Origin of the sequence: Bradyrhizobium elkanii USDA 76, assembly GCF_023278185.1 — a bacterium.
In the GTDB taxonomy this organism is placed as follows: Bacteria; Pseudomonadota; Alphaproteobacteria; order Rhizobiales; family Xanthobacteraceae; genus Bradyrhizobium; species Bradyrhizobium elkanii.
Window position 1 is genome coordinate 7,300,594 of sequence record NZ_CP066356.1, and the last position, 23,660, is coordinate 7,324,253.

The following is a 23,660-nucleotide window of genomic DNA, read 5'->3' on the forward strand; positions in this document are numbered from 1 at the left end:
TGGTGGCGGCAGAATTGATGATCTGCGTCGGCGCAATGCCGATGCGAATTTTGCATGGGGGTCGACATGCCTCTCAGTCCAGAAATCCTCGCGATCGATTGGGCGGAGACCGGGGATCTCGTGGCCGAAGACGGAGCGCCGATGCTGACGCGCCTGCAGGCCGCAGTGGCACGGATCGCGGACCGCACGCCCATTGACGAGCGCGCCGCGGCTTTCCCATCACGGTTCGTTCCGTCAATCGTGTCGGCGGACCGTGAGGCATTCGATCGAATGCGGACGGCGGCCGAGGCCGGTAGCAACGGCCAGTACAATGGCCGCGATCTTCCAGGCATCGTCATGCTGTTGGAGTTGAACGCGGCCGGACGCCCGGTTTTACCGCCCGGCGGCTTTTCCGAATGGCAACGCAGGATCATCGACAATACGCCGCAAGCGCCAATCTTCTCGCAGCGCAAAGACGGCGGCGGGCGCAAGTTCGGACTGTACGAACGGACGACCGAGCCTGCTGCGGGCGAAGTGCGCTTCATCTCCGACGTGACGGGCAACGGCCGCGCGCCGGTCCTACGCAAGCCCAACCTGCTTGGTGCCCCCTTCCTCGTGCTCTATCTGGCCATCCTGCTGTTCACCTACGTGGGGGGAACGGTGATGTGGACCGGACGATCCGCGGCCGAGGCTCATGCCCTGCTGCGCGGGCAAATTACGACGGGCAGTGAGAAGTTTGCGGCGGACCTCAAGAAATCGAAAATATGCGAAGCCAATGCGGCCAACGCCGCCGCATGTCAGAAGTTCGACGGATGGTCTCAAGATATCCGGACGAATAAATGCACCCCTACTGCGCCGCCGGCGGCCGGAGCGCCGATCCCGCCACTGGAGAAGGAATGCGCGGTCGCATGGCGGCTTGCGCTGCTCGCCGCGGATTCGGCTGGTGGAACAGTCGAATGGATCCTCTCCTCAATATTCGGGAGCCATCTCCGTGGCATGGCGAATTCCACCGGAGAGCTATCGCTCGGTCTGCAAATGGCCGGCATGATGCTTGCGATCACGCTGCTGGTGATGGCCGCGGGTCTCGGATTGAAGAACCACGTCCTGGGTTTGTGGATCAATGCACAGAACAGGATGTCGCTCGCTCGTGCGCAGGTCAGCGTATGGACGCTCACGATCCTCGGCGGCTACGGCATCCTCTCGCTGTTCAACGTGGCTTTTCTTGGCGTGGGCGACAAGGATCTTTTTCCCGCCATGAACCAGACGCTGTTTCTTGCCCTCGGCATCTCCTTCGTTTCGCCGATGGCGTCGAAGCTGATATTGAAGGCCAAGGAAGGCGACACTCAATTGAGCCTCGCCGAGGGCGGCTTGCGCCGGGAAGGAGACGTCCAACGCTTCACTGGTGGCATGATCGCACCTAGCAGGCTGTTGAAGAACTCAGCCGCGTTCGCAAACGAAGGCTGAATCGTCGCCATTGTGTATGTAGAAGTGACCGACGAGCCTGCCCGCCGTGCCGATCATAGCCCATCCGCGACCGCAGGCGGGGTCATTCTCATCGTGCCCTTCCCATGAGAACTCCGCGCAGGCCGAACCGTCTCGCGCGCCGTAGCGGACATCGAGGAAGCCGTTTAGCGCACCGAAGGCAATTTCACCGTCGGACTTGCCCTTGAAGGTGAGATGCGCCTCGTCGACGAGGTCGAGGAAGTCGCCGTCCCAGTTGTCCATTTCGACGATGCGCCAGCGGCCAGCAAAGGCCTTGGCGAAGCCGGGCACCTTGGCCATCAGCCGGCCTCCGCGATCAGCTTGGGCAGCCGCACCAGATTGTAGGCGGCGGCAGCGAAGGTAAAGGCCCATCCGACGCGTTCACGGCCACGGAAGCGGGTCTTCTCTTGCCCGGCGACCGTCTTGATCCAGCCGAATGCCTCCTCGATGCGCTTGCGGATGCGCTGGCTGACGGCATAGCCGCCGTGCCGGGTCGTTCGCCCGTCGATCGCAGAGCTGCGGCCGCTGGTGTTCTGCGCAACATGCGGCGTCACGTTCATCGAGCGCAGCTCGTTGACGAAGTCTTCGGCGTCGTAGGCTTTGTCGGCGCCAAGCGTGATCGCTGTCGGCCGGTCGGCACGCGGTTCGATCATGTGCAGCGCGGCCACCCGTTCGGCATGCCCGTCGGCCCGCGTCAGGCAGGCGTCGACCAGCAGGCCGTGGCGGTTCTCCATCAGCCCATGCCCGATGAAGCACAGCTTCGTCTCCTTGCCTTTGCCCTTGCGGTAGAGCCTGGCATCCGGATCGGTGGTCGAAGCATGGGTGTCGTTTGAGCGTTTCTGGCCATGGAAGTCCGCTTCGGCATTGCGCCCGCCGCCTGGCGCCGGCGGCTCGCCAGAGCCATCCTTCGGCTTCACACTCTTCATCGAGGCCCAGGCCTCGATCAGCGTGCCATCGACCGAGAAGTGATCGCTCGACAGCAGCTTCTTCACCTTGGGCTGCGCCAGCACCGCCGCCAGGAACTTGGCCGCGATGTCGCCTTCCAGCAACCGGTCGCGATTCTTCGAGAACACCGAATGGTCCCAGGCTGCGTCGTCGACGCCAATTGAACGAACCCGCTACGCGGGAGTGGGGGCAAGCCTGCTGAACTGAGGTGTCCTGTCTGAGAGGATGTTGGTCTTCGCACCACCCCTCTCAAGACAGGAGATCCAGATGGCTACGATAAGCCCTCTTCGGCAGCGCATGATCGAGGACATGACAGTCCGCAATCTGTCGCCGTCGACTCAACAATCCTATATCTATGCGATCGCAAAGTTTAGCCGCCATTTCGGCTACGCTCCGGACCGGTTGAGTTTCGAGCAGGTCCGCGCCTACCAACTGCATCTCATCGGCCAAAAGCGTTCGTGGTCCCACATCAATCAGGTGGCCTGCGCGCTGCGGTTCTTCTACGGCGTCACACTCGGGCAGACGGAGGCATTCGAGCGGATCATCGGTGGCCAGAAGCCCGACAAGCTCCCGCTCGTGCTTAGTGCCGAAGAGATCGAACGCTTCCTGGACGCGGTTACAGGGGTGCGCAATCGCGTCGTGCTGGCGGCGGCTTATGCGGCTGGCTTACGGGTTAGTGAAGTCGTCCGCCTGAAGGTGAGCTCGATCGACAGCAAGCGAATGTTGATCCACATCGAGAACGGCAAGGGCGGCAGGGATCGTTACGCGATGCTTTCTCCGCGACTGCTGGAGATTCTGCGTACGTACTGGATGCGAGCCCGACCGGGGCTGTGGCTATTTCCAGGCCAAGACCCAAGTGAACATGTCAGCGTCCGCTGCGTCCAGGCGGCCTGCCGCGCCGCCCGCCGCCGCGCTCGGCTTGCCAAGCCGATTACTGTCCATACGCTCCGGCACTCGTTTGCGACCCATCTCCTGGAAAGCGGGATCGACATTCGCATCATTCAAGTTCTGCTCGGACATGCCAACCTGGGATCGACCGCGCGGTACGCTCAGGTTGCGACCAATCTGCTCGCCCGCACGACCAGCCCATTCGATGGACTCTCCGTCAGGGTGATCCCACCCGACTGAGCTGCGCATATGCGCCCCGTGCTCGAGGTGGCGGACATCCTCCGTCGCCACGGCGCTGCGTTCCGTGCCGCGCAAGGTCCTCGGCTGTCCTCCGATCAGCGCCGTGTGATGGCGGCCATCGAGGCGTGTCGCACAGCGACGCTCGGCGGCCACGTCGAGCGGTGCGACGACTGCGGCCTGGTCCGCGTCGCCTATAACAGCTGTCGCGATCGGCACTGTCCAAAGTGCCAAGCGCTCGCGCGCGCCCAATGGCTCGCCGAGCGCCAGGCCGACCTGCTGCCGGTCCCCTATTTCCATGTCGTCTTCACCGTGCCGGCGCCGGTGGCCGCCATCGCGCTGCAGAACAAGGCGGTGGTCTACGACATCCTGCTCAAGGCAGCAGCCGAGACGATCCGTCTCATCAGCGCCGACCCGAAGCATCTCGGTGCCGAGACCGGGATGATCGCCATTCTCCATACCTGGGGCCAGACCCTGACGCATCATCCGCACGCCCATTGCCTCGTGCCGGGCGGCGGGATCGCCCCTGATGGAAGCTGGGTTCATTGTCGCCCCGGCTTCTTCCTTCCCGTTCGCGTCCTGTCACGACTGTATCGTCGGCTATTCCTGGAGCACCTGCAGGCGGCGTTCGATAGCGCCAAGCTCCAGTTCTTCGGCCACCTCGCGCACCTCGTCGAACCGGCAGCATTCAGCCGCCATCTGAACGCCCTCCGCAAGATCGAGTGGGTCGTCTACGCCAAGCGTCCCTTCGGCGGACCAGAACAGGTTCTGGCCTATCTCGGGCGCTACACCCATCGCGTTGCGATCGCCAACGGCCGGCTCCTTACCTGTGAGCAGGGCCACGTCCGCTTTCGGTGGAAGGATTATCGCGCCGGCAACAAATCCAAAGTGATGACGCTCGACACTGAGGAGTTCATTCGTCGCTTTCTGCTCCACATATTGCCGAAGGGGTTCCGCCGCATCCGTCATTTTGGCTTCCTGGCGAACGCCTGTCGCGCCGCCAAACTTGCGCGCATCCGAGCGGCGCTTCAGGCGCCGCAGCCACCTCCGCCTGCCGAAGCTGTCGACTATCGTGAGCGCTGCGCCATCCTCCTTGGTCACCGCCTCGACTTGTGCCCCATCTGCGGAGGCCGCATGGTCGAGATTGGGCCTGTGCCGCGTGCGCCAACTCAGCGACGCGCAGCACCTCGCTGCGATACATCATGACCGACGACCTCGATCGTTCGTTCCCACTGCACGCGCTGTCCTGCCGACGTTCTCCGTCGGAACGATCAAGCATGCTCACAACGCCCGGCGAACGGGCGATAGTCAGCCGCCTGGGCTTGACGCGCCGTTCGACGCTATCGACGGCGGCATCCTTTGCTGCCAACATCCGCGACAATCTGCGGCCACCCTCGCTCGCGGGCCCGACACCGGATCAATCGCGCCTACCGGCGCCTAGATCGAGCCCCCATAGGTCCGCGCTCACAAGACGCGGCTTCGTTCAATCCAGCTTCAAATAGGTCCCGCGCTGGACTTGCGGCGAGATCTGCGACGCGGGACCTATTTGAAGCCTCCAGTATTCCGACGAACCAGCGGAACAGCAGGTCGTATTCCAGCCGCTCCATCAAAAGCCGCTCCGAGCGGATCGAATAAAACGCTTGCAACAGCATCGCCCGCAGCAGCTTCTCCGGCGGGATCGACGGCCGCCCAATCGGCGAATAGAGCGCGGCAAACTCGCGCTCCAGCGTCGACAGCGCCTCGTTCACGATCGTCCGGATCGCTCGCAGCGGATGGTCACGCCGCACCCGCGCCTCCAGATCGACGTAGCTGAACAGCTCGCCCATTCGATTGTCGCCGCCGCGCACGCCCCATCTCCGAATCTCGTCGGAGCCAATGAATCACGGTCGCTGGTCGGCGGCGAGCACCTTTTTCAACAGCCTGCTAGTCCGCTCGTCAAGAATCCTTCGCCGGCCTACGCCACCGTGATGGATTTTTTCACGGGCGAAGAAGCCGGGAACGCGAACGAGATCGATATCTCCAGGGTGCAAAATCTGATCATTACGGCAATCTTGGTCGTCGCCTATGCCGGGCTGCTGTTCGCGCGCGTCCGGAACATTCCCGCCGCGTCGGTCGTGTCGGCACTGAACACCGGCAATCCGCTGTTTCCGGCGATGCCGGACGTGAGCGATTCCTTCACCGCCTTGCTCGGTCTCAGCCATGCCACCTATCTGGTGGCGAAGGCATCGCAGAAGCCGCCGAAAAGCGACCAATGACCATGACCGGGCTTGGCTCGGGAGGATCTCAGGGCTTGAGGAGAGCTGCCGCCGCCCTGGGCTTGAACGCGTCCTCGGACGCCGCGTTCATGACCGCCGCACGGTCATACCGGCGAAACAGCCGTACGACGCCGATGAATTCATACTTGCGTATGTAGTTCCACAGCGCAGCGCGGCTCACGTCGTCGAAATGATCGAGCTTGGAATCCTGTGGAAGCGGTTGCTCGGCCATCAGCTTGAGCCAATAGGAAAACAGATCGCCAAATTCGGCTTTGTCGATCACGCCCGCGGCGATCAGCGCGTCGACGCGTTCCAGATAGACGAGGAGCGCATCGACGATATCCCGAATTCTGATCTCGAACGGCCCGAATTTGTCTTCCGTTGATTGCGTACCCGATGCTTTCTCGCGCTTGCCGTGATAGTCGAGAGCCTGCGCGAATTGCTGCCGGTTCACGTTGACCTGGGTCTTGCTACCGGAACTCCTGTCGACCACCTCAATTGAGACATCTCCATAGTCAAGCAGCTTTAATGCAAGCGAGACGTCGCCATCGCTGCGCAGGATGGCCATTTCGTCCGCGGCCTTGATCGCGCGCTCGCGCATGCGTTGGCGTTCGGAGCTCAAGCTGTTGATACGATACTGGTAGAGCGAGAATCCAAGCGCGGCAGCCGGCACTAACGTCAGCAGTATTCCAAGACCTGCGTCAGGCGTCGCCATCGTCATAGGTTCCGAGGCAGAAGATCCGACGCGGATTTCACAGGAACCGCCGGCCGCGCCTCGCCTATGACGGGCTGATCCTTGGTCTCGAACGTATCGGCCGACCTAACTTGGTCGCCGAAATCCAGGCCGGTCCGGCGTTCGATCTCGGTGATGGCGACCCGCCATTGCGAGACGTCGACGAAAGCCGGCGGCTTCGGCGGAATTCCTCCCTTGCGCTGCTCGGACAGCAACTGACGCTGATCGACGACGAGCCCAACAGATTTCACGCCGTTCTTGCCCTTCCAGGCGATCACCTTGAAGAACGAGGATGGAATCTGGATGTCGTCAGCCCAAAGATCGACCTTGTCGTCGAAAATCGGTCCCTGGAAGACGCAGATGCGGTTCGCGGTCTCTTCCGAAATGGCTCCGTTTTCCAGGACATATTGCTCGGCGCCCTGCCAGAATTTGGTGCTCTCGTTGAAGCGGAAGTGCTGCGGGGTGCAGTTGGTGAAATGATAGGTGTCGGCATTCGCGCGTTCGGCCTGCTCCTTGCTTCCCCAGTCCGGGTCCATGCGGCGGGTCAAATGGCCCCTGTCGAAAAGATTGGACCACCCCGAATAGAAGGTCTGGTCGATGAAGAAACTCGCGCTGATGCGGGGGTCGCCGTACCAGGTCTCTCCCTCGGCGCCATCGGTAACCTCGCCGGTAGAGCGATCCACGTTCAGGAAACTCTTGCCGTCGATGTTCGTGGCCGTGAAGAGAGCCATCTTCTTGGCCTTGTTCATCTTGATGCTGAAGTGTTCGTACTTCAGTTCACCGGCCTCGGCGTCCCGTTCGCCAGCCCGCAGGGGAGCGACCTGCTTCGAAAGCTTGCCGACCGGCGTGGGCAGCGGAAACGTCACGCCGTGCACGAACCGCGGGTCGTAGCCGTCACGGTTGGAATAGTCCTGGTCGACCGATATCTTCTCCGCCGCGCGCGTGAGCGTCTTCTGCGGCGCGGGCGCTACTGGAGCGGCAGCGACATAGTTTCCCCCCACCCGAACGCTCACCTCGATCGGAATAGTCACCTTGATCTCGTTTCCACCGGCTTCGCTGGCCATCACGCCCTCCTCCCCGATCACCAGACTCTCTTGTGCATCCGAAGAAGGATGGGGCGGCGAGAGTCGCTTTCCGCCCGTCTGCACGAGAGCCGTCTTCGACAGATCGAGCGCGGCCCGCAGCAGGTCGCGACGCTCCCCGTCGAGGCTCGCGAGCCTTTCCGAGAGATGTCGATAGATGGCGCTGATCCGCACCCCCTCATTAACGTTCGTCGGAATGGGATTGCCGTTCTCGTCCTTACGTTCGAGGAACGGCTCTCCGAAATGATGAAGCGCGACGAGCTCCCAGGCATCGTTGAAGACCGCCGCGCCTGACGAACCGTGATCCGTGTCCGTCTCGTACAGAAGCGTACGATCGGTTCGATACTGCAAAATATTGTTCCGAATGGCGATCATCTTCGGCAGACCATTCGGATGCTGCACGATATTCATGTTCATGCCGATCGCATGCTTGTCGGGCCGATCGGACAGGACACAATATCGGAAATCGCGCGCATCGCCGTCGCCGGCCACTCTCTGCCCGAGCGCGACGAGAGCGTAGTCCAATTCTTCCTGTTGCGAGAACAGGGCGAAACGGTCGGGCGCCAAACGGAAGGCGGTGGTGGGCCGCATCGAACCGTCTTCTCCCATTTCCCGGTCGAAAGTGATTTGGGCCGAAAGCGCAGCCGCTTCGTCCTGGACCACGTGCTGGTTCGTCATGAAGAGCGTCGGGCTTATCAGAAAGCCGGAGCCTGCCGTCCACTTGCCTCCGCCCGTCGCTTCGACGAATGCGATCGCCCGCCGTGCCGTCGCGCCACCCGGCAGAAACCACGAAGCCTGCATGTCGTCGGGCCCCTGCACAGCCTCAGCGCCTCGCGGCATGGTTTGTCGTGCGGTCCGCAAGCTGAACATCGCCATGCGCGTCCGGTCCGGCTCGGCTTGGCGCCACTGCTTGCCTTCTACGAGCTTGCGCACGCGATCGCGATCTTCGCGCGTCTGCTCGACGACATTGCGGAAGCGCGCCTGATCTATTTCCATAAGTCAGCCCATCCCCCTCGAAAGCACGTGGAGCGGACATCGGGACGCGGCCGCGCTCCACATGTCCGAACGTCCCGACGTCACGCCAAGGTCACAAATCCCAGCATGCTGCATACGGCGGTCCATCAGAGATCGCGCGGGAAACAAGCCGCCGATTCGCTCGAATGCTCGCGATGCCATGAAAGCGCCGCCCTCTCCGGGTGCCGCGACAATACCTATTCAGCAACAAATTCCGATCGAAAATTCATCTGCAATCTTTGATTGCCGATCGTACATAGATCGCGTGCACGGTCAAGCTCGGTTGACAAATCGAAGAGGCGAACGCGGGCCTTATTCTTTCGACACCGTCCGAACCGTACGCTACTCGCTGAAAGAAGCGAGAATTCGGGCGCGGACCGGACAGCCGAACTGCTGCCGAAGCGAGCCTAACTCGATCGCGTTCCCACATTAGCAGCTCACGACTGGACGTTGGGCGCTAGGACACTTCGGGATCAAATAGTCCGCGGGATTCGGTCCGTTCCGGACGAAACTAAACCGGGCACTTCTCGTCGTGCAAGATACGCGAAGCAGCGCCCGGACGGCGATGCGATCTGGGCGCAATACCAGGCTATCTTCGACAAGGTAAACAAGCGGATCGCTGACGTCTTGGAGTCCCCGGGGTGCTGATTTGGTGACGTAAAGATTCAGGAGGCCTTCGCGTGGCGCGGCTTCGGCTTGCGCTTCCGCTCGAACCGGGAGCCACGGACGACCGGCTGAATCGACTCCAACCAAAGAATGTCGATTTTAGCGGTGGCTGGATGGCGATACCGATTGGCCGCTCGCGCAGCCAAACGACCAGAAGCTTCAACCCGGTCGGCACCAGGTTTTCGGATACGGGTGGCAATGCTGCCTTGGAGCGGCGACAAATGAGCGCGCGCTACAGACTCAATGCACGTATTGCGCGAGCGTCTTAATCGTGCATGATAATCGCGAATACGCTAGAGGAGTCCGCTTTTCCTAGTAGATGCGCATGAATGCACAATAGCCACCTACAGAACGACGAAGGTGTGCCTTGTGTCAGAGCACAGTTCATAAGTAATTCGTCCCGCCGCAGCGATTATGGGGCAGATGATGATACTCAAAAGAGCGATTTTTGTAGCAGCAGCTTTACTCGTAGGACTCACAGATGGTGCACACGCTCGAGACCTCACCGTCGCGACGTGGAATCTCGGATGGCATCTAAGCCAGGCAGAAGCCCAGGCATGGATCAGGGACTGCGGGCAGCCGTTCGCCTTTAACCAGTCGAGCGGTCTTTTCGAGCCTTCGACAACGGGAGCAACCAAGCCTGGTTGGGAGCTCAAATGGGGACGCGATGCCAAGATAAAGTGGGACATCGCACAAAAGCCACCTTGCGATGTGTTTCAGACCGATTTTCATAAGATAGTCCCGGTCACCGAAGTTGCCTATCAAAAGCGCGCGCAACAGATCAGAGACTTCATTGGGGCGAATTTGGATGCCGATATCCTGGCCTTTCAGGAAGTGAGCGGCGAGACTGCCGTCAGAGAGGTGCTGCCGAACAACGGCGCCGATTTCGAAATCTGTTCGTTCGACGGCTTCAAGGTCCAGCGGCTTGCGATCGCCTGGAAGCGGGCCCTGGGCACTTCATCCGATTGCATGGTCGACAAGCCGCTATCGCTACCGCTGCTCGGTCCGACCGATCAGATTCGACCAGGATTGTCGATGACATTGCAGATAGATGGGAAGCCATTGAGGATCCTGACCGTGCACCTCAAATCGTCATGTGTCAGCCCGCTCGAAGAGCGCGGCAAGCTCGATGGCGGGGGCAACGCATGCCCGATCTTGCAGCAACAGATAAGTCCTCTCGAAGCGTGGCTCGAGGCGCGATCCTCCGGCATTTCGGTCATCGTCATGGGAGATTTCAATCGCCACCTCTCTCACGAGAAGAACAAGATCATGCCATCTGCGATCCGCTCCGATGGCAGCGACCCTGTCTCGCCCCTACCGGCGGGCGTTCTCGTGCGCAGCCTATACGGCGAAGTGAATGATGGGGCACCGGCGGATAGCGCACTTACTCATCTCGAGCCCGAATGTCCGGTGAATGCTGTTGCGAAACAAATCTGCGAGCGATCGAAGCGTGAACTATTCGACCAGGACGCATTGAAGCCGCTGAGGCGCGCAGACAGCCTGGGTTGCCGCAATCCGATTGGCTTGGACCAGATGCTTATCAGCACCAGCCTGACTGCTGCTGCCCCCGCCACCAAGGTGGCGATCGGTCGATTGGGTGGGACGCGACCAGCGAGCCAAAACCACCCGGACCCGCTGCTGGCGATCTCGGACCACTGTCCGCTGAAGGCCACCCTGCGGTTTTAGCTTTGCATTGGGTGAAGCCTCGCTGGCAGGCGCATCTACCCGATACTCTGTCGACGGATTATTTAAGATGGCTTCTTCTTTCATTATCTAACGTCCTTCATCCTGTCTCCGACAGCTTCAAAGACTTGCACGTAATGATCACGAGCGAACGAGACGCGAGAAACACGAGCTACCGGATCGGATGCAATCGTGTTCAAGGACAGTCAGGCGTGGAGGTGTTTCGACAATCACGGGACCTCGTACACTATTGCCGAAGAATAGGACCGAGCGTCGATCTACTTGACAGTTCTGCTGCGATTAAGGGGGCACCACTCGGATGTGCGGACTAAGGTTACGTCGTCGCGTCGAGATCAACTGCAAAGAACTGCGGATTACAGCGCCTCTATTCGTCCTTGCGTTGACGCTCGGTCTTTCGCAAGTGAACGCGACACTCGCCGCCGAGCCGGACCCTCTACCCGCCTCCAAATCGATCACGCGAGCTGAACTGAAGAACGCCGTCGAGAAGGGCGAAACGATCATTGGCCGTGAGATCGACGGTGAGGACATAGTTGCAGTTCTCAGAACGTGGATAACGTCCGATAGCAAATGCCTACCAAACGCAGGCTTGCGTATCGAAAAAGGCGTCATTCGGGGCGATGTGAAGCTCGACTTCAAGACGTCGCCCTCCAAACCGACCGCCCAAGATCCAGATGAAGAGGATACGGACAACACAAAAACCGACGATACAACAGGCGGACCGGAACGTTGGCTTTCGATTCCATTGCTCATCAAGGAAAGCATCGTAAACGATCGCTTTCAGCTCGACTCTCTCGGGGTTGCCTGCCCGATGGATCTTAGCCGATCGACTTTTGAAAGCGGCATCGATATCCGCTCCGCCACCTTCCAAGCAAATGTGTCGGCTGTCGGCGCCGAATTCAAAACCGGCGCCGCGATCCTTGGTTCCGAGTTCAAGTCGAACACCAGCTTCTGGCGCGCAAAGTTCGTTGGGAACCTGGAATTTACTCGAATGATCCGACGCAAGTCGACATTTGAAGGAAACGCGGATTTTCGAGAAGCCGTTTTCAGTCGTCAAGCAAGCTTCATCAACACCATGTTCATGAACCGCATGGACTTCAGAAACGTGCAGTTCGTCAGCGGCGTCAGCTTCAGTGGCGCCACGTTGGCGTCAACTGGCGTGGTGGGTCCCGCCTCTGGCCCGTTCTATGGCACGGAGTTCGGGGGCTTCGCCAACTTCCGAACTGCCCACTTTACCGGCCTTCGATTTCTTCGAAGCACTTTCCGCGCAGGCGCCGACTTCCGCGGCGCATCGGGAAAGCGACTTCAATTTTACGGCGTCGCCTTTTCGGGGCGGCTCGGATTTGACGACGCCAGATCGATCAGAGAGCTTGAATTCAATAATTTTGGAGGCTCAATGATCGTAGACGGCGAAGCCGTCTTCCGGCGCGCAGCATTTGACAAGCTGATATTCATCCGCACGGCGTTCAAAAATTCCGTCGATTTCCAAAGCTGTGAAGTTCGCTCCAGCCTCAAATTTCGGACAGTTTCATTCGATGGGGACCTGCACTTCGAAGACGTGAAGTTGCCGGGTATGGGGCCCAACGCGGACGAATCCGGCGATGAGGGTAATTCCGAGATCAACATCGAAGACATTACCTTGAATAGGGGGCTCTACATTGATGCGAAACAGTTCCTCGTCAGACCACCTTGGTGGGCAGTCTGGAGGGAAGACACGCCGCGCTTGTACGCCAACGATCGCCGGACGAGAGACGATCGTCGGGTCTGGCGGCAATTGGTGCGGGCCTTTGATCTTGCTCAGAATGTCGAGCTCAAAAACTATGCCGAATACAAACTTCGCGTTTCAGAGGAAATCGGCCAAGGGTCAGAGGACGAGCCATTCGCAAAAATAACGAGCGTCGCCTCGCGCTGGTTCTGGGGTTACGGCCTGCGCCCTCTTCGAGTCCTGTTCTGGTTTGTTGTCACCGTCTTGGTCTTTTCCGGAATCTATTGGACCCAGTTACCGAACCCAGCAGGCGGAAAAGGGCCTGTGTCGCGAAGCGTTGCTCGTGCGAGTACGGCCCTTATGTTCAGCGTTAGAACAGCCTGGGAGCTGAAGTATGGTTACAGCAACAGCACCAATGTCCTGTTTCGCTCAATCACTGTAATCGAATCGATCATCGCCAAGCTGCTGCTAGCAAGCTTCGCCTATGCGCTGACCCAGGCTAGTCCGCTCCTCAGCGATTTGATGAAGAAGCTACTTCCGTAGAGCCGCCTTCTTGTGGAGGCGTCGCTCCTGCTGGCGGCACAATGTCGTCGGATTTTCAGGCGGCCAAGGGCTGCTACGCATTTCTGGCGATCAGCCTGCCGAGCGCGCCAAGAGTGCTCGGTACACAAGATCGGGCTATCCTACAAAGTCTGTGCGAGCCGCCTGCTCAAGGAAGCCGGCGAGGTCATGTGGGCCATCCGCGGGCCGAAGGTCGTGGGCCAAGCAGGTCCTTCGAGCACGTCGATTCGTCGAGACTTGGGCGGAGCAAGGGCGCGGACGCAGCGGCGCCGGTGTCGGTGGGCCGCGCCGCCTCTGCAAATTTGGAGCGGCGGACCGATGCCGCCGACGGCGCCGACCGGCCCCACGCCGGCGGAAGTGCCCCTCCGGTGCGGGCGATCCGGAGCCGGGGTCCGAGGCCGCAAACGGCTGCCCTTCGTCCCGGCCCTCCCCTCCACCGGCGGCGCCTGCTCCAGCCCCCGCCCCAAAACGGCTCGCGCCGGCATCCCCACAACCATAGCATGCACTCATCCGCGTCAGCGGCGCCCGTCTGTGGCCAGATCTCGCGAGCACCCTGGAAACGGGGAAAGTGTACAGGTCGATGTCCCAGACGCCCTGCGATCTCTTCCTGGACCTGGTTCGATCACCCGTCCGAACCCGACATCCTCAACCGCTTGCCGTGCAAGCGCATTGTCGACCCTGCTCAATGCAACCCATGGCTCGCGAGCGCTGACTTTGAATTTCGACGAAAAAACGGCTTCCACAGCAGGCCGGTCCTCCCCTATGTCACCGAAGACATCACACGGACGCGAACGGAGTTGACGCCATCGCCGCAACTGATCTGACACGGCCGACCTCGTGCACCGCGATGTATTGGACAAATTTGGGCGGCCGCCTTGCGGCTGCGGGTCATGTAGGCCGCTTGACCACCATGGATATCTGCCCGGCCGGCGTCGTTACGAAGGCGTCGATCGAGCCCTCCTTCCTCGTCCAGTAGCCACGCCCGCTACCTAGTGGGCGACGCCGGCGCGCGCCGACCTCCGCGGTGTTTGATTTTGCTGGCCTTCAAGATGGCTTGCGAGCATAAGCGGGCACCGCGTCGGCACGGCGACGATGTCGCGTCAGTAGGTTCTTTGACTGGTTTTGCCGCGAAGCGAGCGCGAGTTCTGTCTGACGCAAAGCGTCGTGCTTCTCGCGGGGACGTTTTCTGGCACGTCAGCCGCTTCGACCCGTAGGTAAATTTCGAAACGGTACCGCTGAGAGAGGAAAGGGTGAACGCCCGCCGTAGCGGGCGCCCGGTCATGCGTATTGGGAAAGGACCCAGGTCACCGCCTTGCCGTCGTAGGGAGGCATGCGGTTGCTCTTAGCGATCGGGGCCGTCGTGCTGGGCGTGCTCTCGACCTTCCAGACTCCGCTTTCGGGGCAGATTTCCCCGGTGCGCGCTCTGGTCCCGATCGGGACACGCTTCGCTGCTGTCGTATTCATATTGTTCCTTTCGCATTCGCAGGTCGCCCCGTTGAGGCACGCTACAACTGGTCCGGCGGCCGGCGGCTTACCGGAAGGCATGGCCCTGCACCTGCCTTCATGAGATCAATCGATCGATGAAGGCTCGACCGGTAAAGCCGTTGGAGTTTTTTTCTAGAAAAGGTCGAATCGCCGCCCACCCGTAGGAACGGCGGAACTTTCACGGCGCCAGCAGGACGCCTGGGTAGTGGTCAGTTTGAAACTGACCCCGAAAGAAATCTCTTGGTTAATTCGGGAAGCGCTTAGCTATGACTCGCCCGGAACGGAACCACCGCCTACATTCGCGGTATGTGGAAGAGATTCCGGTCATTCCTTTCCGACCTTGGAAACGACGGCTTTGCCGTGGTCGGCTGGGTCGCGGCCCCTCTTTCGCTTATCTACACTCTCGCGAAGGCCTTCGCCGTGCCGATAGATTGGCTTCGCGATCTATCATACGCGTGGGCGCTGGCGCCGCTGACGGTCTGGTTTGCGCTCGCCTATGTCCGCCGATGGTTCAGGACATCAAAGAGCCTCAAGCAACAAGCTCTCCAAGGTTTCTATGTTTCGGTCGGCCCCATTATTGACCGCAAATTGCCGAAGGACATTCCAGAAAGCGAATTCGATCGGTACATCGATGAAGTGGACGCCTGGGTGAACTCATGCGCCGATTGGATCGGCAATCACATGGGTATAGCGGCGAGAGAACGTTTCCTAGACAGAACCGGAATGATGGCGGGACAATTCTTCGGAGCAATAAACAAAACGCACAATAACGCGCTCCAAAATCTCACCCGGTTTCGCCAAAACCTATTGGTTCTCATTGAGAGCGAAGCTTGGGGTTAGACCTGTTCTAGCAGCCAGCCCTGCGATTTATCCCTGATCCATTCCAGTGCTTCATGCTCGCTGGCAAAACCAAAGATGCTATCCACTTCCCCGCCGCGCCACAGGACACTAACCGAGTGGCCCTTGCCGATGGCGTACTTCCGAGCAATTTCCGCCCGCTGCTCCGGGGTCATAGAGTCCGCCCGCGCCTTACCGCCCTTCTTCCCTAGCGCGACCGCAGCCGGGTCCTTACCCTCTTCCTCTGGCGTAGGATCGCGGTCAGGCGTCTCGCCTGTCGCGATATCAAGGATCCGCTTGGCGAGTTGGTTGGGGTCTCTGGGGCGCTTGGGGGTCATGGCCGCCTCAAAAAATCGTTGCCGAAGCGATCCCGAAATTCCTCTAACTTCTCCTCGAAGCGCTCAAATCCTTCCTTCTTCATCTTGGCGGCGAATCCTACGCTTCTTGGCGTACCTTTCAGGGCTGCCCAGAAATAGTCGACCATGCCAACGGCATCCCGCTCCGTCATACGGATAATGGTCAGCCTAATGCCCTGCTTAAGGCTATTGGAGGCGGTCGGGGACACTAAAATCGGGTCAAAAACATGCTCATGGAGATAGTCCATGATCTTCTGTTCTTTGATGCCGAGCGCCTTGGTCATTTCCGCAATATGCGACGTTGACAGTCAACATACCAGTGGGGAACCTCGCCACAATCAAACTGACCCACTACCGAGGCCTGGCGAGTTGCGGAACCCGCGGGCCGCACCGACCCGGCTGCCAACTTGAGACGACGCCTGATCTCGAAGAGCGACCTTTGCGGGGCTGCAATCCAAGAAACGGGATCGATAGCGGGCGCGAGCGCATGTACATGTCGGCAGTCCCGCAAACAATCGAATGCGCGTGTGGGTGGGAACACGACCGTCGAATGCTTCTATGTCGTCGCGAAGCGCCCTGGTCTGTTCGAGGCGATTAGGAGCAGCGCATAGCGATCGCAAAACCCACGATCGCCAGAACGACCGTATCCGGGGAGACGGACAGCGCAAAACGGAATTCTTGCCACGTCCGGGAGGCAACCTCGCCATCGCATTCGGCGACAAAGGCGAACAAACGGCCAAAGGCGTCCGGCGTTTGAAGCGAAACCTGCTGTCGGCGCAGATTGGCGAGACGGGCCATGGTCTTTGACATTTCGGCGCCTTGATCCCGCACGAGCCGTTCGGGGTTGCGCGCCATTAATGCGAGGACGGGCCGTGACCCAAGACCTTCCAGCAGGACGAGCTTTCCCGTTACTGGAGTTCGCCGCTCGTCTGTACCCGCAGCAAATTTCCTCCAAGCGGAGCAAACGAACGCAGACGGCAGGTGAGCACGATGATCTGCTGGTGCCGTCCGGCCCGGCTGAGCGCGTCGAACATCATGTTGATACGTTCGTCGTCGCAATAGACCAGCGCGTCGTCCAGGATGATCGGCACGTTGCCGCCGCGTTCCGCCAGCAAGGTGCCCATGGCGAGACGAACAAGAACCGCAATCTGCTCCTGCGTACCGCCGGAGAGCCGCTTAAAACTCTCCGAACGCGCCCTTTTAAATCCAGTGATCGCGAAGCCCTCGCCCAGTTCGAGTTCCGCCCCAGGGAAGAGTTCGTTGAGATAAGGCCGCAGATGCCGCCGAACGGGCTCGTAGTAGCGCTCCCGGCCTTCGGCGAGACAGTCGCCGACGGTATCGCGCAGCAACTGAAGCATGGAGACGCGTTCCTCGATGCGCGCGTATTCGCGCTCGGCAATGCAGCGTTGTTCCTGGGCCGCGGCATACGCTTCGCCGACGCCGTCGCCGCCGGCCGCCTGAATCTGTCCGGTGAGCCGGCCGATGTCGCGCTCCAGCGACATGAGCTCGGCATTGTGGTTTTCCATGGCCTTCTCGAGCCGCGCGCATCGCAATTCGCGGCGCTCGATCTCGGCGGAGTCCGGTGCTGTCTGTTGGACGGCGGCAAGCGTGGCGGTCTTGGTCTGCTGCATGGTTTCGCATGCCGCCACTTCGGCGACGAGCGCGGCATCGCGGGCCGCGCGGTCGGCGTCGGGGCAAAGGACGAGATCCTCGACGACGCTCTTACGGACGAATTCCAGCCTTGTCGCGAGATCGGCGCGTCGCTCGACAGCGGCTTCCACTGCCTTTTGATGCTCCTGTCGGACAGCCGCGAGCTTTTCGCGTCGGGCTTCGAGCGAAGCTCGCCCCTGCTCGCAATCGAGACTCTCAGCATCGATCTCCGCCTGACCGGGCAAGGCCGCTCGGCCGGTCGTCGCAAGAACTGCGTCGATAGCCGCCTGGATTTCGGCGAGCTCGGATCTGATCACCGCGCCAGCCTTCACCGGATCCTGGCCCGCTTCCAGGCCTTTGAGCTCGGCGAGGATGCCGCGCCGGTTATGCTCGAGTTCGCGGCGGCGCGCGAGAGCCGCACGCCCCTCCGCTGCGCTTCCCACCCCTGCGGTCGCGAGGAGCGTCGACCTCTGGGCATCAAGAGCATTCCGCGTTTCGTGCCGGGGATGAAGAGCCGGCGTGACCGTGATCGTCGCGAGTTCTCCGATCGTGATCCTGGTCGGCGCCAACACGGTCGCGGCGTGACTGCCGTCGACGTCGAGCGGGCCGATCCGCACTTGGCCGACACCCGCCGGGCCCACTTCGATCGCCAACGTCGCCGCCGCCGCCGATAGCTGGGCATCTAACGACGCCAGTTGGCGGTCGAGATCGTCGATCCGATCGACGATTTCCGGATCAATGCAGACCTGCGAGATCTGGGCGTCGATTTCCGTGAGGCTGCCGGAGGCCCGTTCGAGCCCATCCAGCCGCCGATTCAATTCGTCCTTGCGCGAGGCGCGAAGCACCGCCGCGGCCAGTCGCGCGAGATGCTGCTCCCTGACGGTCAATTCCTTGGCTTCGCTCTCCATCGCCGCCGACAGCCCCGTGGTGCGCGCGAGCGACATGCGCGCCTCCTGTTCCCGCGCAAGATGCCCCGGCAGGCTTGCCCCCAAATCCGCTTCGAGGATACGGTTGCGATCGATGCGCTGGGCGATTTCGCGAATTTGGCGCAGGCGTTGAGCCGCGCCTTCTAGCGCACGCCGCGCCGACAAGGTCTCCGCTTCAAGGCTGCGGATCTCCTGATGGGCAGCCTGCGCCTCGCGCAGACCGTTTCGGGCGTCCGCAAGTTCTTGGATCATTTGTGCCAAGGCGGTCGGATCGGTCACCTCGCGATGCCGCCTCCGATAACGGGCCAGCTCCGCGAACTGCGTCTCGAGAGCGGCGACCTTCGCGCAAGCGTCTGCTTCCGATTTCTGCCGCTGCTCCAATCGTTCGCGCGCGCGCCACAAGGGGCCGTCGCTGCGCGGGGCGCGCTCGCTATCGGTCATGTTCCGCCGTATCTCGCCGGTGATCTCGTCGATCGCCGACCGCGCCCGCTCGCCGCCCACGAGCACGCCGACTTCAGATTCGATGGCGGAATTGAGAAGCGACGAGGCGCCCGAGCCCGGGACTGGCGCGCTGAAAGAAGCCCCCTGGCCGACCCACAGGAGGCCGAAGGCTCCCTCGTCGATGCTCCGTCCGCTGCCGGGTGCCATTCCCAAGATGTCCCAGATGGCCTTGTCGGCCTCGGCTGCGCGGGCAATCTCACGACCATTCTCCGTCAGCAAAGCGGAGGGAGAACGCAGAAAGCTCTTCTTGATGACGTAACGCTTGCCCTCGTGTTCGAAGTCCAGCTCAACCGTTGCGGGGAGCTGGCTGTCGTCGGATCCCAGATCCCTCAGCTCCTGGGTCTTGCTGTCGTGACGCACGAAAAGGCAGGCGCGGATGGCCTTAAAGAGCGTCGATTTGCCGACCTCGTTGCCTGCCGCCAGCACGTTGACGCCCGCTCCGAAACCATCGACGCGCGCGACGCCGCCGAACCGACCGATTCCTTCGACGGTGAGTGCGTTGATGAGCATCAGGCGGCCTCCTCGCGAGCGCGGCCGGCTGCGCGAAGATACAACTCGACGAGAGCCTCCTCGGCCCGCCGCCGCAGTTCGGGCGCGGCGGCGGAGTCGTCGACAACGTTCTTCAGTCGATCGGCGGAGCGCCGCAGCACGCCGTCAAAATCGATCGCCTCCAGATCCGCTTCCGTCGGCCGCGCCGCCAGCGAGGCCTCATCCAGGTCTAGATCGAACACCGCGGCGTCGAGATCGGTCATGCGGCGCCGGAACTCTCCGTACGCGGCCAACGGCAGGCTGCCTTCCACCTTAAGGCGCAGGATCAACCGCGATAGGTCGGCCTCCTCGCGCAGCCGCCGATCGAGATCGGCGGAAGCTTCCTCGCCGTCGATCCGCTCCGAGCGGCTGACCCACCGATAGGTGCCGGTGACGAGGCGCGTAATCGAAGGAGGTGCGCCCGGCCCCGCGATATCGACAAGGAGCGCGGTCCCCTGCTCTTGGCCGCCCGCACGATCGGGTTCAGGCGTTCTCGCATACCACGTCTTGGGACCCACTTGCAGCGTGCGATGCCAGTCGCCGAGTGCGAGATAGTCGAGGTGCGCCTTCGCCGCGCGCGCGGGATCGATCGGATTGGAGGCCTCGCCTCCGCTGCCGAAGTCGACCACCGATCCGTGCGCCAGTCCGATCCGCAGCGCGCCGGGCGGTGTCTGCGCCGCGTCCATCCACGCCGAGATGTCGTCGAATTCACTCTTGCGGTGCAGCGGCGCCGGCAGAAGGATGACGCTCTCGTCAAGCGCCGCCGGAATCGGCGCCAGATGAAGGTTGATGTTCTCGGGCAACCCGAGCTGCGCGACGCGGTCCCAGACTCCCTCCGGTCGATGTGGATCGTGGTTGCCCGGAAGCAGGTGCCAATGAACATCGACGAACGCCTTCATGCGCTCGATCGGCGCGCGCAGTGTATGGGCGCTTGGCGCCTCGCTGTCGTAGACATCGCCGGCGACCAGGACGTGCCGCACACCGTTGCCTCTCGCGTGAACGCCGAGGCGTTCGATGGCGGCGAGGCGCGCCTGCCGCAGCGTCTCCTCCTTTGCCGAACTGCTTGATTACTTTGCCGATCTGCCAGTCGGCGGAATGGATGATTCGCATGACGTGATTCCCTTTCGGCGGACGTTGACGCCGCTCTCCCTGATTAACCAGCGTTTTCGCCGCCGCTGTGGATAGCGGGCCGTCTCGAGCGACGCCGTTTGACTTCATCCTCCGCGTCGCGGCTGGCCGAGTCGCGCGCAGCTCCAAGCAGGTATTCGTGGCTGCCGAGGTTTACATTCGGCAGCGGCAGCATCTCAGCCGACGTCACCATCTGCGGAGCGCCGAGCTCGATCTGAAACAGCCTCGGCACGGCCTCGAGCGAAGCCAATCGAATGATATGGGCCAACGTCAGCGCTCCGGTCGCCGCTCCGACGAATGGCACCGCCACGCTTGCTTCGGCGAATTCGAACGTTCCGCAGCGGCCGATGTGGCGCTCCAGCTCCCGATACGCCGGACTGTCCTGGAGCATCTCCACCCTGCTTGCGGCGCCGGCCGTTGGCGCGCCCCAGAGCCCGTCGATCGCCTGGCCCTTCGCGATCGTCCTGATCTGAATTCCCTCGAAATCCCCCGGCCCGTGCCCGATGCCGGCATCGATCATGTAGGGAAATCCATGTCTGGCGAGAACGAGTCTCGGCTCCACCTTGTCCAGTCCCGACACGAGGTAGGGCGGGTCGTCCTTCGTCAAGGCGATGTCGCCGAAATGTCGTCGTTCGATGATGTCGGTCCGCCAGCCGCTCGCTTTCAGCCAGGCGGAGGCCGCTCTGGCCTTTTTGCGGCCGAGCTGTCGGCCCCCCGGCGACACCAGCAGGCTCGTCGCCTCGTTCTCCTCTGCGACGAGCTGATCGTCCTGCAGCACCGCAAGTCTCTCTCCGGAGCCGCCGAGCAGACAGAGATTCCATACGAAGGCCTGACCGAGATGGCCGAGCCCGAGCAGCCAGAGTTTGTCCGGCACGTCGAAACGCTCAGGACCGGTTTCTTCGTCCTTGGCCTCCGTCCAAGGCGACCACAACGATACCCTCTCGTCGCGCGGAAGGACGTTGCGACCGGCGACGGCGCAGGCGAATACCTGCCTGACCGCGAGCGCGCCGGCGAACGTGCCGGCGAGCGCAAGGCGCGAATCCCCGACGGCGTCGTCCGTGAACGCACGCATGCCCGCCAACCATCGATTCCACCAGCACGCGATGCTCCAGACCGCGGCGGCCGGCACGTCACCGATGCAGATGCGATGTGTCGCCCTGGGACTCGGCGCATCCGCCCGTCGCGCACCAAGCCACTGGGCGGCCGCAAGCACCGATCTGCCGACCGGCAACTTCGCGACTAACGCGGCGTCCTTGGCGGCGACGATGTTGACGCTGCCGAAGCATTTCTTGCCGGTCGCTACCGCCGTGAGCGCCGCCGCCTGCCCCGCCGGTGTCTCGATCTGGTCGTCGCCGACGACGATTTCCAGCCTGACGGAATCCAGGAGCGCTTCCGCTTCCGCAAACGATTCGACCTGCGAGGCGTCGGCGAATGCCTTGGTGATGCGCGAGCGTTTCCAGAACTTCGTCATGATCCGCCCTCCAACTTGAAGAAACGCGTGCCCTCGGCGCTGTGCGAAGCCCACCTTCCGGCGCCTAGGAATTCGTATATGCCGATCGAGCCCGGCAGTGGCCGCCCGCGCGCGAGTTGGGCAGAATCAGTGCGAGATGGCCGACGCGCGGGATGACGGGATTGGCCTGGTCCGAGTCGCTCTGGCTGTAGCCATGCGGATGAACGTGCACGTCGGCGACCACGCCCAGCCCTCGAGACCGGCAGACCTGCCACAGCCGCGGCAACGCCGTCTGACGGATGGTCACGATGCCGGTCGCGAGCGCAGCCGGGTCGATGTCGTCGTAGAAGACGAACTCCGAAATCTCCCGGCTGCCATCCGGCCGGTGGTTTCCGAGCAAGTAGGCGCCGCTTTCGCGGCGGCCGTTCAACGTGCGGCGTTCCAGCTCGACGACCCCGGCATCCCACGCCTTGCGCCGGCACCGCAGCCTAGGCGGCGCTAGACCGAGCCAACCAAGCAGCGTGTTCCGCAACGAGCGCATAGAGATTCTCCATGATGAAGTTGATGTGACGGTCGCGCCGCCAGGCTTCGTCGGGCCTCTTCGTGGCCCAGGCGTTGTGCATAGCCGCGTGACGCTGCCACGCCCGGTAGATGCCGCCGTGCTGGCCGGGAACGTGCTCCCAGTTTTTCAAGGCATCGACCACCCCGGGAGAGCTGTTGGTTGGCGGCGCCGGTCGAGAGCGGGTCGCATGATCCCAATACTGGACGAAAGGGCCCTGTGCCGGAAAGTTGTCGCACACGAGCTGAAACTGGAAACTCGCCGTACGGCCGCCGAAGGGGTCGGTGGCCGTGACCTCGACCTCGAGCGTCGGATAGGCGTAGCGGAGAACCTTCCAGCGGCCTTCCTCGGCTCCGGCCTGAAAGCGGACGGAGCCGAGCTGATCTTCGAGCGAGCGCTGCGAGGCGGACTTCGTCTCCTCAGCCATTGCTGAAGTCCTTGAGCGTCAGGTCGACCACGAGCGTGCAGTGGCCCGGCTTGACGTACTTGCCGAGCACGTCATCGCGCGGCAGCGGCGTCTCGGCGTCGGGGAGGATCAGGTTCGCCTTCGCCGCATTCGTCGGATCGAGGTCGTAGGCGTGCTTGCTGACCGCCCACTGCAGCGCCTTGAACACCGTGGTCGAGGGCTTGAAGTGGTGCGGCTTGGAATGCTGTTCGAAGCGGACCTCGAGCTTCACCTCGTGACAGCGGTGGGCGACCACGCGGACGTGCTTGCGGCCGCGATCGTGATGTTTGAATGGCTCGTCGCGCCCGCGCTCGAAGAAATGGAAATCCTCGCCGATCGCGAGTTTTTCGCGGATCACCTCGACCAGCTCGACTTCGCCGCTCGCGGGCAAGGTCAAGATCTCGATACGATCCTCGATTTCGATCTCGACGTGGACCGCCTCTTCGACGAGGCTCCCCTCCGTCGACTGATTGTTGTGGGAATTCATGGGTTGATCTCCGTTGCCGGCGCCCCCGGTGGGCCGCCTTCAACTGACCAATCGCCGCAA

The 23,660-nt window shown here is 61.8% G+C and carries 20 protein-coding genes and 2 pseudogenes; 8 read left to right on the forward strand and 14 right to left on the reverse strand.

Annotated elements, in window-relative coordinates:
• The first annotated feature begins 54 nt into the window (after nt 1–54).
• Entirely contained in the window at nt 55–1,443 is a 1,389-nt protein-coding gene (locus JEY66_RS34690) for a hypothetical protein (protein ID WP_018270078.1), read from the forward strand.
• Here the strand turns inward: JEY66_RS34690 and JEY66_RS34695 are convergent.
• Both JEY66_RS34695 and JEY66_RS34700 read right to left on the reverse strand, forming a co-directional pair.
• The gene (locus tag JEY66_RS34695; RefSeq protein ID WP_018268887.1) at nt 1,417–1,761 is read right to left on the reverse strand and encodes a hypothetical protein; all 345 of its coding nucleotides are present in this window, start codon (nt 1,759–1,761) and stop codon (nt 1,417–1,419) included. The genes JEY66_RS34690 and JEY66_RS34695 overlap by 27 nt on opposite strands.
• A pseudogene (locus JEY66_RS34700) lies at nt 1,761–2,567 on the reverse strand (IS5 family transposase); the annotation flags it as partial. The pseudogene JEY66_RS34700 and the gene JEY66_RS34695, both read right to left, overlap by 1 nt.
• Before the next feature lie 106 nt (nt 2,568–2,673).
• On the opposite strand from JEY66_RS34700, the gene JEY66_RS34705 reads away from it, so the two are divergent.
• Both JEY66_RS34705 and JEY66_RS34710 read left to right on the forward strand, forming a co-directional pair.
• The gene (locus JEY66_RS34705; RefSeq protein WP_026191853.1) at nt 2,674–3,534 is read left to right on the forward strand and encodes a tyrosine-type recombinase/integrase; all 861 of its coding nucleotides are present in this window, start codon (nt 2,674–2,676) and stop codon (nt 3,532–3,534) included.
• A gap of 9 nt (nt 3,535–3,543) precedes the next feature.
• Complete coding sequence (locus JEY66_RS34710; RefSeq protein WP_018268884.1) at nt 3,544–4,737, forward strand: IS91 family transposase; 1,194 nt, start codon at nt 3,544–3,546, stop codon at nt 4,735–4,737.
• A gap of 353 nt (nt 4,738–5,090) precedes the next feature.
• On the opposite strand, the pseudogene JEY66_RS34715 reads toward JEY66_RS34710, so the two are convergent.
• Nucleotides 5,091–5,378 (reverse strand): annotated as a pseudogene (locus JEY66_RS34715) (transposase); the annotation flags it as partial.
• Here JEY66_RS34715 and JEY66_RS34720 point away from each other — a divergent pair.
• Nucleotides 5,304–5,786: a hypothetical protein gene (locus JEY66_RS34720; protein WP_170198521.1), complete on the forward strand. Its 483-nt coding sequence runs from the start codon at nt 5,304–5,306 to the stop codon at nt 5,784–5,786. The pseudogene JEY66_RS34715 and the gene JEY66_RS34720 sit on opposite strands and share 75 nt — an antisense overlap.
• A 28-nt stretch (nt 5,787–5,814) precedes the next feature.
• Here JEY66_RS34720 and JEY66_RS34725 read toward each other — a convergent pair whose 3' ends face one another.
• Nucleotides 5,815–6,501, reverse strand: coding sequence for a hypothetical protein (locus JEY66_RS34725; protein WP_141382013.1), 687 nt, complete (start codon nt 6,499–6,501; stop codon nt 5,815–5,817).
• 2 nt (nt 6,502–6,503) lie between these two features.
• The gene (locus tag JEY66_RS34730) at nt 6,504–8,597 is read right to left on the reverse strand and encodes a DNA/RNA non-specific endonuclease (RefSeq protein WP_018270074.1); all 2,094 of its coding nucleotides are present in this window, start codon (nt 8,595–8,597) and stop codon (nt 6,504–6,506) included.
• A gap of 1,107 nt (nt 8,598–9,704) precedes the next feature.
• Here JEY66_RS34730 and JEY66_RS34735 point away from each other — a divergent pair.
• From JEY66_RS34735 to JEY66_RS34745, 3 genes are all read left to right on the forward strand, one after another.
• Nucleotides 9,705–10,967, forward strand: a complete 1,263-nt coding sequence (locus tag JEY66_RS34735) for an endonuclease/exonuclease/phosphatase family protein (protein ID WP_026192354.1) — start codon at nt 9,705–9,707, stop codon at nt 10,965–10,967.
• Between the two features lie 418 nt (nt 10,968–11,385).
• A complete protein-coding gene (locus JEY66_RS34740; RefSeq protein ID WP_157183422.1) occupies nt 11,386–13,230 on the forward strand; it encodes a pentapeptide repeat-containing protein in 1,845 nt (614 codons plus the stop codon).
• Nucleotides 13,231–15,093: 1,863 nt separating this feature from the next.
• Entirely contained in the window at nt 15,094–15,573 is a 480-nt protein-coding gene (locus JEY66_RS34745) for a hypothetical protein (protein WP_141382011.1), read from the forward strand.
• On the opposite strand, the gene JEY66_RS34750 is transcribed toward JEY66_RS34745, so the two are convergent.
• From JEY66_RS34750 to JEY66_RS34770, 5 genes are all read right to left on the reverse strand, one after another.
• Nucleotides 15,570–15,908 (reverse strand): hypothetical protein, encoded by a 339-nt coding sequence (locus JEY66_RS34750; RefSeq protein WP_018270068.1) that lies wholly within the window; start codon nt 15,906–15,908, stop codon nt 15,570–15,572. The two genes, JEY66_RS34745 and JEY66_RS34750, sit on opposite strands and share 4 nt — an antisense overlap.
• Nucleotides 15,905–16,210 (reverse strand): hypothetical protein, encoded by a 306-nt coding sequence (locus JEY66_RS34755; RefSeq protein WP_018270067.1) that lies wholly within the window; start codon nt 16,208–16,210, stop codon nt 15,905–15,907. The genes JEY66_RS34750 and JEY66_RS34755 overlap by 4 nt, the downstream gene beginning before the upstream one ends.
• 310 nt (nt 16,211–16,520) lie before the next feature.
• Nucleotides 16,521–16,781, reverse strand: a complete 261-nt coding sequence (locus JEY66_RS34760) for a DUF2937 family protein (protein ID WP_018270066.1) — start codon at nt 16,779–16,781, stop codon at nt 16,521–16,523.
• A 53-nt stretch (nt 16,782–16,834) separates the two neighbouring features.
• A complete protein-coding gene (locus JEY66_RS34765; RefSeq protein ID WP_018270065.1) occupies nt 16,835–19,513 on the reverse strand; it encodes an AAA family ATPase in 2,679 nt (892 codons plus the stop codon).
• Entirely contained in the window at nt 19,513–20,499 is a 987-nt protein-coding gene (locus JEY66_RS34770) for a metallophosphoesterase family protein (protein WP_240536953.1), read from the reverse strand. Before JEY66_RS34770 ends, JEY66_RS34765 begins: the two co-directional genes overlap by 1 nt.
• Between JEY66_RS34770 and JEY66_RS34775 the strand changes: the two genes are divergently transcribed.
• The gene (locus tag JEY66_RS34775; RefSeq protein WP_240536955.1) at nt 20,407–20,598 is read left to right on the forward strand and encodes a hypothetical protein; all 192 of its coding nucleotides are present in this window, start codon (nt 20,407–20,409) and stop codon (nt 20,596–20,598) included. The genes JEY66_RS34770 and JEY66_RS34775 overlap by 93 nt on opposite strands.
• 86 nt (nt 20,599–20,684) lie before the next feature.
• Here the strand turns inward: JEY66_RS34775 and JEY66_RS34780 are convergent, their stop codons facing one another.
• From JEY66_RS34780 to JEY66_RS34795, 4 genes are read right to left on the reverse strand one after another with little or no spacing between them, the layout of a single operon-like run.
• Nucleotides 20,685–22,184: a hypothetical protein gene (locus JEY66_RS34780; protein WP_141382007.1), complete on the reverse strand. Its 1,500-nt coding sequence runs from the start codon at nt 22,182–22,184 to the stop codon at nt 20,685–20,687.
• A 10-nt stretch (nt 22,185–22,194) separates the two neighbouring features.
• The gene (locus JEY66_RS34785) at nt 22,195–22,539 is read right to left on the reverse strand and encodes a hypothetical protein (RefSeq protein ID WP_018270062.1); all 345 of its coding nucleotides are present in this window, start codon (nt 22,537–22,539) and stop codon (nt 22,195–22,197) included.
• 58 nt (nt 22,540–22,597) lie between these two features.
• Nucleotides 22,598–23,095: a DUF7665 family protein gene (locus JEY66_RS34790; protein ID WP_018270061.1), complete on the reverse strand. Its 498-nt coding sequence runs from the start codon at nt 23,093–23,095 to the stop codon at nt 22,598–22,600.
• Nucleotides 23,088–23,600: a hypothetical protein gene (locus JEY66_RS34795; RefSeq protein WP_018270060.1), complete on the reverse strand. Its 513-nt coding sequence runs from the start codon at nt 23,598–23,600 to the stop codon at nt 23,088–23,090. The genes JEY66_RS34790 and JEY66_RS34795 overlap by 8 nt, the downstream gene beginning before the upstream one ends.
• Nucleotides 23,601–23,660 lie beyond the last annotated feature (60 nt).